Origin of the sequence: Chengkuizengella sediminis (assembly GCF_010078385.1) — a bacterium.
Lineage (GTDB): Bacteria > Bacillota > Bacilli > Paenibacillales > KCTC-33759 > Chengkuizengella > Chengkuizengella sediminis.
Genome location: NZ_SIJC01000018.1, coordinates 1 through 12182 on the forward strand (window position 1 = coordinate 1; position 12182 = coordinate 12182).

The following is a 12182-nucleotide window of genomic DNA, read 5'->3' on the forward strand; positions in this document are numbered from 1 at the left end:
ATTTAATTGGCGTTTTTTAAACAATTATCTCGGAATAAAATATAAAGTAAGTAAAAAATGTTAAATCAATTTGTTGTACGTATAGGATTCACTTCTTATTTTAAATCAACTTCCCATTTTCCTCTTAATTCTCCATCTTGAAATGTAATAGATGCCATTGCTTTTTCTTCAGAACCTGCCCAGGCATATTTTTCAATCCTATCTTCTGATACCATTTTGTCCCCTTCGCTACCAACGATTTCTATAACTTCTTCATATGTCATGCCTTCTTCGAGCTTATTATACTCTTCAAGTGTAATCTCAGATGTGTTTTCAACATTACTACAACCAACTAAGAACAAAGCCAAAATTCCAGTGATCAATAAAATCTTTTTCATCTTTATATTCCTCCAATTTTTTCTATAAATGATATACGAGATGAAAATCATGGAGGTTTCAACTAAACTATTTTTTCATAATAGCAATTAAATAAGGAGGGTTATTTTTCTGATTTAAAAATTGATAACTGAGAACTTGATAATATTTCTGCGGTAAGTTTTGTACCCAAGTATGCACAGCATCTGCTTCTTCTTCTCCACCTGGATGACCAGAGTAAGCGACAATAGTAATGATTCCGTCTTTTTCCAAAAATAAAAGAGAATTTTGTAGTGCACGTATCGTTGTTTCTCGCTCTGTAATAATATTGTGATCTCCACCTGGTAAATAACCTAAATTAAACGTAATGGCTGATACTTTTTCGTGCATAGAAGGGGGTAATACCTCTAGCATTTTATCATGACTATTTTTAATTAAATGGACATGTTCTAAAGAAAAACCAGCTTCAGATAATCGTTTAACTGTATTTTCAATCGCTGTATTTTGCACATCAAAACCACAAACTATTCCGTTGTCACCGACTAGTTTTTTTAGAAATAATGTATCATTACCGTTTCCAACCGTAGCATCAATGACAATATCCCCTTGACTTACTCGATCTTGAATTAATTTATGTGTTTGTCCTAATATTGATAAAAAACCCACAATGGTTCCTCCATTTTCCTGTAGTAACAATTCATAAGAGATTTTAACTCATTTTCTTCTTAACCTTTCCAAAACTTCCCTTGCCAAGTATTTCGATTTTTTAATTCTGCATCGATGGCATTTAGAACTTCCCATTTCTTTAAGCTCCATAACGGTCCAATTAATAAATCTCTTGGGGCATCACCCGTAAGTCGATGAATAATCATTTCTGGAGGTAGAATTTCCAAAGTATCAACAATTAGCTTGATATATTCATCCTTATCAAGAAAACGTAGCAAGCCAGCTTCCCATTGTTTAACCATTGGTGTTTTTTTCATCAGATGCAGAAGGTGAATCTTGATTCCTTGCACATCCATGTTTGCAACAGCTTTTCCTGTATCCAGCATCATTTCATGTGTTTCCCCGGGAAGACCATAAATGATATGTGCGCACACTCGTATATTGTGTTTTCTTAATTTTTCAACCGCATCTAAATAACACTGGGTATCATGAGCACGATTAATGAGGTTAGATGTGCTTTCATGGGCTGTCTGTAAACCCATTTCGACCCAAAGATATGTTCTTTCGTTTAATTCTGCCAAGTATTCAATAACATCATCTGGTAGACAATCAGGCCGAGTTGCAATAGATAATCCAACAACACCAGGTTGCTCTAGAATAACTTCATAATATTCTCGAAGCTCTTCCACTGGTGCGTAAGTATTTGTATAAGCTTGAAAATATCCGATATATTTAGCTTGTGGCCATTTTTGATGTTGTTTATCTCGAATCGTATTAAATTGAGTAACTAGATCATCTCTACGACTTCCTGCAAAATCACCTGAACCTCGAGCACTGCAAAAAGTACAACCTCCTGTTTCGATTTTCCCATCTCTGTTCGGACAAGTAAATCCAGCGTCTAACATGACCTTAAATACTTTTTCATTAAAGGTATTTCTCATTTCAACATTCCATGTATGAAAACGTTTCTCTCCCCATAGAAGAGGAGAGTTATGTTCTGTTAATTTCATATTTGTTATTTATCTCCTTTAGTTCATCCTACATAAATATTGCATGTGGGATGAAGTTTACAATAATACTTAAATATATTTCATATTTGTGAATGAATTTATTTTTGAATGGTAAAAATTAGAATATATTCAAAGTACATTATTGTTTTTTGGGGTATTATTAATATATTGTAACGAAAAAAATAGCTTTTGCAAAATGCAAAAAATAGGCGAAAAATAGTTTAAAAAAAAGTTAAAAATAATCCAAATTTCCACTTGATAAACCTTACATAGTGTGTTAAATTAAAATTGTAAGGATCCTTTAATATCAAGTGTTTAGGCTACATTGAATTTTGTTTGTAAACGCTTTTTTTGTTTTACTTTTAGTATGAAATACTAAAAGAAAATCTTTGTGAGGTGATCCAAATGAATGAAGTTAAAGTTCCCAAAGGGGACGAGAAAATTACAGTTGAATTAACGATGAAAGAAGCCATAGCTTTAACAGGCATACGTTTTAATCAACAACCAGAGTTAAAGACCGAAGCAAAGAAAAAATTAATGCGCATCATTGAAGAAAGTAAAAAATCAAATATACACTAATATTCCAAAGCTCCTAAGGGGGCTTTTTTTTATTCATATGAAAAAGGTTTGATTCAATGTGGTTCTTCACTTTTCGGGGTAAATGACTGATTTGATAGCTTCTTCAATTTCTTTATAACCAGTACATCGACAAATATTGGATTCAAGCCACTCTTCAATAGTATCATCCTTTGCATTTGGATGTTTTTGAATTAAGGCATTACAATTGATAAGAAAGCCAGGTGTACAATAACCACACTGAAAAGCAAAATGTTCAACAAAGCTTTTTTGAATAGGTGTATCTTTTAGACCTTCTATGGTTGTTATCTTTCTCCCAACTCCCTCTACAGCTAACATTAAACATGATTTGATGGGTACCCCGTTGATATCAACAGTACAAGCTCCGCAGTCTCCGTTATAACAACCAGGTTTTGAACCTGTTAACCCGAGTTGCTCCCTAATCACAGATAAAAGTGTATCTGCAGGTCTAATGACTACAGATCTTTCTTCATTATTTATGGATAATGAAACATTCAGTTTTTTTGAGTCTGATAAATACATATTACTTACCCTCCAATGTGGTTAATACGTGTTGTAGAGTATTTTTTAATACAAATTTTCGATATGTAGAAGAACCTTCAACATCGTCTAATATCGGCTCTGGTAAATGTGTTATCGCTAGGTCCACTCTGTGTTCAACAGAAAGGTTTTGTTGATTTAAGTCTTCTTCAATTTGTTCAGAGCGATAAGGAAATGGGCTTATTCCACTAAATGCTGCAAGGATTTGACCATCTGTTGAGGGATCAGATTGGACAATGGAATAAAGGGGTGAAGATTTTTTGACAGCTGCAACTGTAACTAGCGGGTAACCGGTATCCCACTGCTGTCGTTTTTTTATACTGACATATGGAAGTTGGAGATGATGTTCATGTGTAATGATTTGGACTAAAAACTCACCTCTATTCAAAGCTAATTGTTGATGAAAAACCTGTTTAATAGGTACTGTTTGTATACCTTCAATACCAGCAATGACAACTTGACTATCTGAAAGTAAAAAAGGTAATACTGCCTCTCTGTAGTAGATCTGGCCGCAAATATTGCCGCCAATTGTAATTTTATTGCGGTTGGTATGATCAGCAATTTCACTTATGGTTTTTGTCAGTAAAGGAAAATGATTTTCATCTTCTATGACTGTTAGAGGAAGACAAGCGCCTAAGGTTAATTGATTTTGTTCTAGTCGTAAAATATTACATTCTGGAATGTATTTGATATCAATGACGGCTTTTGTGTATAGAAGATTTATTCGTGCAAATGAAATGATTTCGGTGCCACCTGAATAATAAATGGGTTGTTTCCCTTGAGAATCCAAAGTTTGAAATAATTGAACTGCCTCAATAATAGAAGTAGGACTGTAGTATTCAAAATCAAAAGGAATCATCGGCAGCACCTACTTTTGTTTTCCATATGAATTCTGGAATAAGAGGTAATTGATTGAGGTCTACACCAGCGGCAAGGGATAAACTGTTAGCTAAAGCAGCTGGCATACCAATTAAACCATGTTCACCTACACTTCGTGCACCATACGGACCATCTAAAACTGGAGTTTCAACAAATTCCACCTCATATTGTGGATGTTCCCCAAAACGGAGAGGACGGTAAGTTCTAAGTTGGGGATTTAGGATTTTTCCATGTTGATTAAAAATAAATGTTTCTCTTCCAGCAAAACTTAATCCCATGCTCATTCCACCCATGACTTGACCTAAAGCGGCTTTTTCATTGAGTAATTTTCCAAGATCAACAACTGTAATCGCTCTTAAGATTTTATAAGTGTAATCTGAACGATCAAATTCAACCACAACCCCTTGTGCAGCAACAGTCCATTCTGGACCTGGATTTCCTGCGCCAGTGTTTTGATCAAAATAAGTTACGTGCCTTTGAATATAATTGCCCTTGCCAATAATCTGACCTCCAACAGCATTCCCGTTTGGGTATTTGTAACCATAACAAATATCTTTAATATTTAAATAGAGTTCTGGATTATCTCTTAAAAATACTCTGCCGAATCCAACTTCTAAATCTTCCTTAGAGCATCTTAATATACATGCAGCTAATTGTATTAACTGTTGAATGATATCATCGGCTGCGCTAAGTAAAGCTCGACCCGCCATAAATGTTCCTCTGCTGGACACTGTTTTCCAATGCTCTGGGGTAGATTGTGTATTAACTTCCAATTGCACATAGATTTTATGAATATCCATTTTCATTTTATCCGCTAACATTTGTGCAAGAACGGATTTCGTTCCTGTTCCTATTTCTACAACGCCAGAAATTATGTTAATGCTACCATCAGGATTAAAGGTTAGTGTAACCCCAGACCCAGCGTCAGGATCGATCGTTGAGTTTTTCCAAGTACAACATATTCCTTTTGCTTGGACCTTCGTGTCACTAACTTTTTCAATTTTTCCTTCATTCCAATGGATGATTTTTTTCAATCTAGAAATACATTCGGACACATTTCCTACATTACTTTTGTTTACAAGTACCTGGGTAGGTGTAGTATCTCCAGGCTTTATGGCATTGATAGATCTTAAGAGTATAGGGTCCATATTTATTTTATTTGCTAATATATCCATCGTTCTTTCAAAAGCAAACATGACTTCTGAATGTCCGAAACCTCTAAAAGGCGCAGCATAAGGATGATTTGTATACATGCATAAAGCATCGCACCAAATATTGTTTAAGTGATAAGGTCCTGTACAATCAACAGCACCTGCTCTACTGATATCAACTGCTTTATCTGAATATGCGCCTCCGTCAAATAAATATAATATTTCTGCTGCCTGTAATACACCATCCTTCGTACATCCAAGTTTTATAGTTGCATCTAAACCAATATGAACAGGCGATGTAATTAAATCTTCTTCTCTTGAATTTAGAACCTTCACTTTTCTTCCATTGACCGCTTTTGAAGCAAGGTAAGCAACAAGCTCTAATTGAATAGAAGCTTTACCTCCATAACCGCCGCCAACCAAAGGTGTATTCACAATGATTTTACCTACATCTATATTGAAATAAACATGCATTAATTTTTTTATCATAAAAGGGGATTGAGAAGAGGAGGTGATAACTATGGTTTCATCTTCATGAATTTCTGCAATAGCACATCTTGTTTCCATTGCAGAATGATCAGATGGGGAAAAGGAAAAATTGGCTTCAACAACAATCTCACTTTTACTCCAACCTAACTCCATGTTTCCCTTTCGGATTTTTGTACGATTTGCAATGTTCGTATTTGCTTCTGGATATACACCTTTTTCGCGATGATATGAATCTAATTTCTCATGAACTAGAGTGGCGTTTTTGTCATAAGCTTGACTAGGGGAATTTATTATAGGTAGAGGTTCATAGGTAACTTTGATAAGACTGGAAGCTCTTTTAGCAAGGGCTGGACTATCAGCAACAACAACAGCTACAACTTCACCACAATAACGTACTCTATTATAGGCAATGGGAGGACGATCACGAATTTCTTCACCTGTAAGAGGGAATTCTTCTCCTGCTAAGATAGCTCGAACACCAGAGGTTTTCCATGCTTCTGATGTGTCAATATGTGTAATTCTCGCATGAGCATAAGGACTGATGATCATTTTTGCATGAAGCATAGATACAGAAAGGTCATCAGCAGTATATTTTGCTTTGCCTGTGACTTTATCTAATGCATCTTTCCGAATCACACTACTTCCGATGATATCCATATTTTTATCCTCCCTCTAGTATAAGGTTCACTATTAATGTATTAGAGGTATTAACGGTTTAATACTCTGTCACTCGAGAGACTTCCATACATTTGTTGCAAATTCATAATCCTCTTTGGTATCTACATCTAAGAAGGGGATGGAATGTTCAAAAGGAAGAATAATTCCTGTCTCCCGCCACTTTTCTTTTTTCAATAAATATCTCGCCCCTACATCTCCTTCTAATTGCATAATCGCAGGAAACATTTGATGTGAAAACAAGATGGGGGGACTAATCGTATTTTGATAACAGGCAGCAACAAAATAAGCATCTTTGTGTTGTATATAACAATTAATTAATTTATTTATCATTTCCTTAGATATAAAAGGTTGATCCGCGAGCAGAATCATAATAGCCTTTGGTTGTAATTGCATCGCTTTTTTTACTCCGCATTTTATCGAATATGCTTGCCCTTTAATGGCTGATTTGCAAGTTTGTTGAGTCCACTTCTTTTTAGAAGGTGGTGATAAGAGAAAGGGTGAAATCCATTGAGGAGTATCCTGTTCTTTAGTTACAACAACAAGATGGTCTAATGAGGAATGTATAGCTGTTTTTAATGTAATACTTCCAAGTGTTTGCTTTCCTAGTGGTAGATTCAACTTGTTATTTCCCATACGATCGCTTTTTCCTGCAGCAAGAAATACACCAACGATACGATCACTCATGAATTGCCCAACTCAAACTTATTTTGAGGGAATGGTGAACGTAAACATTGAATTAACTCTGCAACGATACTAATGGCTATTTCTTGAGGACCTTTTGCTCCAATGAAAAGTCCGATAGGAGAACGAAGGGATGGGGGGATTGATTTATGATTTAACAATTTTTCTGTTCGAATACGGGGTCCAAGGATACCGAGATAACGTAAATGTTGATGAATGAGTGTGGATAGAATTTCTTGATCTCTTTGAAAATGATGCGTCATAATAACAACATAATCTTGAGAGTTAAGGTTTAATTTATTAGTCATTTCTTTCGGGAACCCTATAATGAATTCGTTTGCAAGTGGAAACTGTTCCTTATTGCAAAATTCTGTCCTCCAATCACATAGGGTGATTGAAAACCCTGTTAGTGCTGCAAGAGAAACAAGTGGTTTTACATCAGGTCCTGCACCAAAAATAATGAGTCTAGGTTTGGGTGAAAAAATGTGGGTATAGAATGGGATGGGGAAATGATCTGACTTATGAACTCCGCTTTTTTGAGATGGATTTGATTCTGCTTGGTTATGATGAAGATAACTTCGAATTTCTAGTGTTAAATCTACGTCCGATGTAATTAAAGTGTCTCCTTCAAATGAGTAATAGTAGTTATTTTCCAATTTAAAATCTTCAGTTAAAGTTTTTATATGTAGAATGGGAATACCTTGATCAAGTACTTCTTTTAAATTGAGCATATTTTCTTTTAGTTCTTGATCTAAAAACTCTAACAGAATATATATAACACCATTACATCCTGCTCCCTGTCCCCAGGAGATATCTGTTTCTTCACTCATATCATATGTGATTGTAATTGGTCTTCCATTGATAAAAACCTCTTTGCTCCTGATTGCAAGGTCATTTTCTAAGCAACCAGCGCTTAACATACCAACTTGAAAGCCATCTTCTTGGATCAACATCATAGTTCCTTCTTTTAAATATGCTGTACCTTCCACATGAAGAATCGTAGCCAGTACGTTATTTTTTGTAGAGTGTTGAATAACATCTAATATTTGATGGACATTCTCGTTCCCCATAGCTCTTTTCCTCCAATAAAAGAAGATTCTCTGTAGTATATTTAGTTCTTGAAAATTTATAACTTGAACTATTTATGCTTTATTAAAGTCATCTATTGGATTTTATGTTTTATTAAATTTATTATTTTTTTGGATTAGATCTGGATTAAAAAAGCATGTAATCTCTTAGTGAAATCACATGCTTTTTTATGTGTGTGCTTTGTGCTTTGTGTTTTAATTTTGATTTTATAAGTGCTTTTTTATCCTATAAGTTAATTATAAAGCTTGTTCTGTAGGGCGAATGATAATTTCGCTCACATCTACGTGATCAGGTTGTTTTACTGCATATGCGATTGCTTTTGCAATATCCTCACCTTTTAAAGTTTGTACATCTGAATAATTTTCTTGTAAGTTACGGATGATATTCTCATCAGTGATCGTATGTGTTAATTCTGTTGCTACAGCTCCAGGGCAAATAATGGTTGTACGAATGTTTTGTCCAGATTTCATTTCCTGACGTAATCCTTCAGTGATCGCTCTTACTGCAAACTTTGTACCGCTGTAAACAGAACTTGATGGCATAACTTTATGACCAGCTACAGATGAAATGTTAATAATATGTCCAGATTTTTGTTCTTCCATATACGGGAGAACAGCCCCAATCCCATAAAGGACACCTTTAATATTAACATCTACCATGAGATCCCATTCTTCTACTTTTCTACTGCTTAAAAATGATAATGGCATAACCCCCGCATTGTTAACAAGAATATCAATTTGACCAAATTGTTCAACGGTTGCTCTCGCTAAAGTTTCCATCTCCGCAAATGAAGTTACATCCGTTACTTGGTAAGAAGCCTCTCCACCATTTTCAATCACTTCAGATTGAAGCTGTTTTAATCTGTCTTCTCGTCTTGCTGCTAACATGACTCTGAATCCTTGATTAGATAATTCAAGAGCTGTTGCTTGACCAATCCCACTACTTGCTCCTGTAATAATGGCTACTTTTTTACTCACTTAAATCACTCCTAATTTGTATTTTTATTTTAGACTTTTTATATATACTTTGTCTAAAATATTTCCTGAGGTAACTATAACATCTATTTCATACATTGTAAACTAAAAGTATAAAAATAGTATAAAGTGTATATTATAATCTAATTATATGCATATCCTAATTAGTAAATTACTATGATTGCTCTGTTGGGCGGATGATAATTTCACTCACATCTACATGGTCGGGTTGTGAAACTGCATAGTAGATGCCTTTTGCAATATCTTCTCCCCTTAGAAATTCTAAATCTTTAAATCTTTCTTGGAACCCACTGATAATATCTTCATCAGTGATCGTTTGTGCTAATTCAGTTGCAACTGCTCCAGGGCTAATAATGGTTGTACGGATGTTTTGTCCAGATTTCATTTCTTGACGTAATCCTTCAGTGATTGCTCTTACAGCGAATTTAGTACCACTATAAACGGACATTCCTGGTCCCACTCGATGTCCTGCTACAGAGGATACGTTGATAATATGTCCAGATTTTTGTTCTTCCATATACGGGAGAACTGCGCCAATCCCATACAAAACTCCTTTAATATTGACATCAACCATACGATCCCACTCATCCACTTTTATTTTGTTTAATAATGATAATGGCATGATTCCGGCATTGTTCACTAGGATATCAATTTGACCAAATTGCTCAACGGTTGCTTTTGCTAATGTTTCCATCTCCTTAAAAGAAGTTACATCTGTTACTTGGTAAGAAGTCTCGCCACCATTATTGATCACTTCCGATTGCAACTGCTTTAATCTGTCTTCTCGTCTTGCTGCTAACATGACCCTGAATCCCTGATTTGATAATTCAAGGGCTGTTGCTTGACCGATCCCACTACTTGCTCCAGTAATAATGGCTACCTTTTGCGTCATTTAGATCACTCCTAATTTTATTGTTTTAATTTTAGACTTTTTATATATTTTTTGTCTAAATTGTTTCTGAAACAACTATAACATTTATTTTAAACATTGTAAACTAAAAAAATAAAAATAGTATAAAGTGTATAATGTAATATGACTGTATGGTATAATAATGGATCTAAGGGGGAAATGATATGCGAAAAATAGATCCTGAATTAAGGGGACAGATGAGAAAAACATACGTAGGGAAATTAATGAATGTGATTCGTATAAAAGGGTTTAATTCTTTGAAAATACAAGATATGGCTGAGTATATGCAGATCAGTAAAGCTTCCCTTTATAATTATTTTTCTTCTAAAGAAGAAATCATTCAAGAGCTTACAAGGACATATATTGCATACTATGAAGAGGTTGATCAAACTATTTTAAACAATGAACTCACTTATATAGATCGTTTTCAAAAATTATATGAACAAGAAGTACTCACTTTTATTTATATTTCTGAATTGTTTTTAGAGGAATTAAAAGTAGGTTTTTCTGAATTATATGAAGGAATCATGTCGGCACGTCAACAAAGAAAAATGAACATTAGACAGTTTTATGAGATGGGGATGAAAGAAGGAATATTTCATACTTTAAATCCAAGTATTTACACTGTACAGGATGAAGTGATGTTGAGAAAATTGCTTGACCCAGCTTTCTTATTAGAAGAAGGGCTTACAATAAAACAAGTGTTATTTGATTATTATCAAGCTAAAAAAGTACAAGTTTTTAAAGCTGATGAGCTAAAAAGAATAAATGATAAATCAACAATATTGGAAAAAATTGAGTACCTTACTCGTAAGTTATCTAATTCGTATTCATCATAAAATATAAAAATAGCAATAATATGCAACTCATATTTGTTGCTCTAAAAGCGTAACTGATGATAAGATATCAATGATTACGAACTTAGAGGATAAACGGGGGTTACATCTACATGGGCAGATTGAGACGCCGATCAGATACACTTGAATTTTTAGAAAACGCTAAAGATGTGGTAGAACTTGAACCACAGGCTAATAAAGGCAGATGGAGAGAAGTTTTTGGTAATGATAATCCTATTCACGTAGAGTTAGGGATGGGAAAAGGGAAATTCATTTCTGAAATGAGCTTGAAGTATCCTGAATTCAATTTTATAGGGATAGATCTATATGATGAGTTAGTTAGAAAAGCAAGTGAAAAGGCATATGCTTTGAGGGAAGAACACGAGGTATCAAATATAGATAATTTAAGACTTGTTTTAATGAATATTGAGAAAATAGAAGAAGTTTTTGATGAGAATGAAATTGATCAAATTTATTTAAACTTTAGTGATCCATGGCCAAAAAAAAGACATGCTTCTCGCAGGCTAACTCATGCAAATTTCTTGAAAAAATACCAGAAGGTTTTAAAGAATAATGGAGAGATTCATTTAAAAACAGATTCAGTTTCTCTCTTTGAATTTTCTTTAAACTCATTTGCTGATTTGGATTTAAAAATGAAAAATATAAAGTTGGATTTGCATAAAGAGAGTACTCCTGAAAACCATGTGTTTACAGAGTATGAAGAAAAATTCGTTGAGCAAGGTGTGAGAATCCACCGTTGCGAAGTCATTTTGATGAAATAACCAAGTTCTTTTGCATTTAAATACCCTCCACGTCATTATTTGACCATGGAGGGTTTATATATAAAAAGTTCATATTTTATTCATTATTTGGTTTAATAGTAAATACGGTATTCCCTTCAGCAGGTGCAGGAGTTGGAGGATTATCAAGTTTATCTACACTTAAAAGATCACACAACGGGATAAAACTTGTTGATTCAGTACCAGGGATATTAAAGATGTTTCTAACAACTAATACTTCATCTCTAACATCAATAAAGGTACCAATAGCAACCAAAAGTACATCTGTTCCAACGAATGTAATACCAATTAGATCAAATTGATCAAAATTTTCTTCGATTGCTTTTTTTAATGATGTTGTACAACAATTACAGTCTTGTATTTTTTTAGGACATGTTTTGCTTTTTCTTTTAGACACGTTCTCACCTCCATCAACCATGAAGTATATGAAAACCATTTTGGTTTCATATATTAATAGTTTATTCAGTGAGTTATAGATGGATTGTACGATTGGACCTGTTAATTTGG

General features: G+C 34.2%; 14 protein-coding genes. 3 read left to right on the forward strand and 11 right to left on the reverse strand.

Features of this window, described 5'->3' with window-relative positions; translation table 11 throughout:
- Positions 1-95 precede the first annotated feature (95 nt).
- The 3 genes from EPK97_RS20330 to mnmL all read right to left on the reverse strand — a co-directional run bounded on the left by EPK97_RS20330 (position 96) and on the right by mnmL (position 2030).
- Complete coding sequence (locus EPK97_RS20330; RefSeq protein ID WP_162038462.1) at positions 96-377, reverse strand: hypothetical protein; 282 nt, start codon at positions 375-377, stop codon at positions 96-98.
- 67 nt (positions 378-444) lie between these two features.
- Complete coding sequence (gene mnmM / locus EPK97_RS20335) at positions 445-1020, reverse strand: tRNA 5-(aminomethyl)-2-thiouridylate-methyltransferase MnmM (RefSeq protein WP_162038463.1); 576 nt, start codon at positions 1018-1020, stop codon at positions 445-447.
- Between the two features lie 59 nt (positions 1021-1079).
- On the reverse strand, positions 1080-2030 hold the full coding sequence (mnmL, locus tag EPK97_RS20340; protein ID WP_162038464.1) for a tRNA modification radical SAM protein MnmL/YtqA: 951 nt from the start codon (positions 2028-2030) through the stop codon (positions 1080-1082).
- 405 nt (positions 2031-2435) lie between these two features.
- On the opposite strand from mnmL, the gene EPK97_RS21445 reads away from it, so the two are divergent.
- Positions 2436-2609 (forward strand): hypothetical protein, encoded by a 174-nt coding sequence (locus EPK97_RS21445; RefSeq protein WP_170295601.1) that lies wholly within the window; start codon positions 2436-2438, stop codon positions 2607-2609.
- A gap of 66 nt (positions 2610-2675) precedes the next feature.
- Here the strand turns inward: EPK97_RS21445 and EPK97_RS20345 are convergent, their stop codons facing one another.
- The 7 genes from EPK97_RS20345 to EPK97_RS20375 all read right to left on the reverse strand — a co-directional run bounded on the left by EPK97_RS20345 (position 2676) and on the right by EPK97_RS20375 (position 10021).
- Complete coding sequence (locus EPK97_RS20345; protein WP_162038465.1) at positions 2676-3149, reverse strand: (2Fe-2S)-binding protein; 474 nt, start codon at positions 3147-3149, stop codon at positions 2676-2678.
- A 1-nt stretch (position 3150) separates the two neighbouring features.
- Positions 3151-4026 carry an FAD binding domain-containing protein gene (locus EPK97_RS20350; RefSeq protein ID WP_162038466.1) on the reverse strand — a complete coding sequence of 292 codons (876 nt, stop codon included), beginning with the start codon at positions 4024-4026 and terminating at the stop codon, positions 3151-3153.
- Positions 4013-6343: a xanthine dehydrogenase family protein molybdopterin-binding subunit gene (locus EPK97_RS20355; protein WP_162038467.1), complete on the reverse strand. Its 2331-nt coding sequence runs from the start codon at positions 6341-6343 to the stop codon at positions 4013-4015. Before EPK97_RS20355 ends, EPK97_RS20350 begins: the two co-directional genes overlap by 14 nt.
- A 69-nt stretch (positions 6344-6412) precedes the next feature.
- Complete coding sequence (locus EPK97_RS20360) at positions 6413-7048, reverse strand: nucleotidyltransferase family protein (protein ID WP_162038468.1); 636 nt, start codon at positions 7046-7048, stop codon at positions 6413-6415.
- Entirely contained in the window at positions 7045-8115 is a 1071-nt protein-coding gene (locus EPK97_RS20365) for an XdhC family protein (RefSeq protein ID WP_162038469.1), read from the reverse strand. The genes EPK97_RS20360 and EPK97_RS20365 overlap by 4 nt, the downstream gene beginning before the upstream one ends.
- A gap of 255 nt (positions 8116-8370) precedes the next feature.
- Positions 8371-9111, reverse strand: a complete 741-nt coding sequence (locus EPK97_RS20370) for an SDR family NAD(P)-dependent oxidoreductase (RefSeq protein ID WP_162038470.1) — start codon at positions 9109-9111, stop codon at positions 8371-8373.
- Positions 9112-9283: 172 nt separating this feature from the next.
- Positions 9284-10021, reverse strand: a complete 738-nt coding sequence (locus EPK97_RS20375) for an SDR family oxidoreductase (RefSeq protein WP_162038471.1) — start codon at positions 10019-10021, stop codon at positions 9284-9286.
- A 182-nt stretch (positions 10022-10203) separates the two neighbouring features.
- Between EPK97_RS20375 and EPK97_RS20380 the strand changes: the two genes are divergently transcribed.
- Positions 10204-10878, forward strand: a complete 675-nt coding sequence (locus tag EPK97_RS20380) for a TetR/AcrR family transcriptional regulator (RefSeq protein WP_162038472.1) — start codon at positions 10204-10206, stop codon at positions 10876-10878.
- A 110-nt stretch (positions 10879-10988) separates the two neighbouring features.
- Positions 10989-11657, forward strand: a complete 669-nt coding sequence (gene trmB, locus EPK97_RS20385; RefSeq protein WP_162038473.1) for a tRNA (guanosine(46)-N7)-methyltransferase TrmB — start codon at positions 10989-10991, stop codon at positions 11655-11657.
- Positions 11658-11733: 76 nt separating this feature from the next.
- Here the strand turns inward: trmB and EPK97_RS20390 are convergent, their stop codons facing one another.
- On the reverse strand, positions 11734-12072 hold the full coding sequence (locus EPK97_RS20390; protein WP_162038474.1) for a hypothetical protein: 339 nt from the start codon (positions 12070-12072) through the stop codon (positions 11734-11736).
- Positions 12073-12182: the final 110 nt, after the last annotated feature.

Bases quoted from the DNA above. Each gene is read 5' to 3' on its own strand.
- EPK97_RS20330 (WP_162038462.1), bottom strand. From the start codon at position 377: ATGAAAAAGATTTTATTGATCACTGGAATTTTGGCTTTGTTCTTAGTT.
- EPK97_RS20350 (WP_162038466.1), bottom strand. From the start codon at position 4,026: ATGATTCCTTTTGATTTTGAATACTACAGTCCTACTTCTATTATTGAG.
- EPK97_RS20355 (WP_162038467.1), bottom strand. From the start codon at position 6,343: ATGGATATCATCGGAAGTAGTGTGATTCGGAAAGATGCATTAGATAAA.
- EPK97_RS20360 (WP_162038468.1), bottom strand. From the start codon at position 7,048: ATGAGTGATCGTATCGTTGGTGTATTTCTTGCTGCAGGAAAAAGCGAT.
- EPK97_RS21445 (WP_170295601.1), top strand. From the start codon at position 2,436: ATGAATGAAGTTAAAGTTCCCAAAGGGGACGAGAAAATTACAGTTGAA.
- mnmL (WP_162038464.1), bottom strand. From the start codon at position 2,030: ATGAAATTAACAGAACATAACTCTCCTCTTCTATGGGGAGAGAAACGT.
- EPK97_RS20345 (WP_162038465.1), bottom strand. From the start codon at position 3,149: ATGTATTTATCAGACTCAAAAAAACTGAATGTTTCATTATCCATAAAT.
- EPK97_RS20375 (WP_162038471.1), bottom strand. From the start codon at position 10,021: ATGACGCAAAAGGTAGCCATTATTACTGGAGCAAGTAGTGGGATCGGT.
- EPK97_RS20380 (WP_162038472.1), top strand. From the start codon at position 10,204: ATGCGAAAAATAGATCCTGAATTAAGGGGACAGATGAGAAAAACATAC.
- trmB (WP_162038473.1), top strand. From the start codon at position 10,989: ATGGGCAGATTGAGACGCCGATCAGATACACTTGAATTTTTAGAAAAC.
- EPK97_RS20365 (WP_162038469.1), bottom strand. From the start codon at position 8,115: ATGGGGAACGAGAATGTCCATCAAATATTAGATGTTATTCAACACTCT.